Source organism: Noviherbaspirillum malthae, assembly GCF_015352985.1.
Classification (GTDB): Bacteria; Pseudomonadota; Gammaproteobacteria; order Burkholderiales; family Burkholderiaceae_D; genus Noviherbaspirillum; species Noviherbaspirillum malthae.
In genome coordinates, this window is the sequence record NZ_JACYXF010000193.1 from 1 (window position 1) to 1,054 (window position 1,054).

At 53.9% G+C, this 1,054-nt stretch carries 2 protein-coding genes; both read left to right on the forward strand.

All coding sequences use genetic code 11. The features are described from left to right. Positions 1 to 83: 83 nt before the first annotated feature. Complete coding sequence (locus tag IGW03_RS37705; RefSeq protein ID WP_194727494.1) at positions 84 to 530, forward strand: helix-turn-helix domain-containing protein; 447 nt, start codon at positions 84 to 86, stop codon at positions 528 to 530. Beyond that, entirely contained in the window at positions 503 to 1,036 is a 534-nt protein-coding gene (locus tag IGW03_RS37710) for an IS630 family transposase (protein ID WP_323745076.1), read from the forward strand. The genes IGW03_RS37705 and IGW03_RS37710 overlap by 28 nt, the downstream gene beginning before the upstream one ends. Positions 1,037 to 1,054 lie beyond the last annotated feature (18 nt).

Here is a 1,054-nt window from a genome sequence, read left to right on the forward strand (position 1 = left end):
TACAGCGATTTGCATGAAGGCATGTGGAATTAGTGCGGGCGTTAGTGTTCAAAGAGGTATTGTTGCTTTTACCGGAGGCAATCATGGCCTCGTCTTACTCACTGGATTTACGAGAGAAGATTCTGCAGGCCCATGCGCGTGGCATGGGTTCACAGCGAGCCATCGCTGAGTTCTTCGGCGTGAGCTTGTCGTTCGTGGAGAAATTGCTGCAGCGAGTCCGCAGAACAGGTAGCGCTGCTGCTAAAAAGCAAGGTAATGGGCCTAAGCCGCGTCTGGATCAACTCGCGCACGAACAAGTTCGTCAGCTCGTCGCCCAGAAACCTGATATCAGCCTGGCTGAACTAGCTGAACAGATCGAATGCTTAACTGGTACCCATGTCAGTCAGGCTACCATTTGCCGGTTGTTACAGAGGCTTGGCTTGCCGCGCAAAAAAAGTCGCTCCACGCGTGTGAACGGGACACGCCCAAAGTATGTCAGGCCCGTCAGCAGTACCACAGCGCGATCGCCGACTGCCCCTGTCATTCATTGAAGTTCATTGATGAGACCGGCTGCAATGTGGCCATGACCCCTCGCTTTGGCCGTGCCCAACGCGGTGTACGGGTAGAAGATGCGGTACCTAGGAATTTCGGTCGCAACGTCACCGTGCTGGGTGCACTGTCCTGCCACGGGTTGGATGCTGTCATGACAGTTGACAGCGCCACTGATGCCCAAGTGTTCCGCACCTATGTTAACAATGTTCTGGTGCCCACCCTGCAGCCAGGTGATGTCGTGGTCATGGATAATTTGAGTGCGCATAAAGTCGCCGGCATTGAACAAGCGATTGAATCCGCCGGAGCTCGCTTAATTTACCTGCCGCCTTACTCACCTGAGCTGTCTCCAATCGAAAACTGCTGGTCCAAGGTAAAGACCTCACTTCGTAATGCCAAGGCACGGACTCGGGAGGCGCTCGATGCAGCGTTAAAGGAAGCGATCAACTGCATCACCGCCAACGACGCAAAAGGATGGTTTAATCATTGTGGCTATCCCCTACATTGATTCGCAAGCCGCTGTAGA

Bases quoted from the DNA above. Each gene is read 5' to 3' on its own strand.
- IGW03_RS37705 (WP_194727494.1), top strand. From the start codon at position 84: ATGGCCTCGTCTTACTCACTGGATTTACGAGAGAAGATTCTGCAGGCC.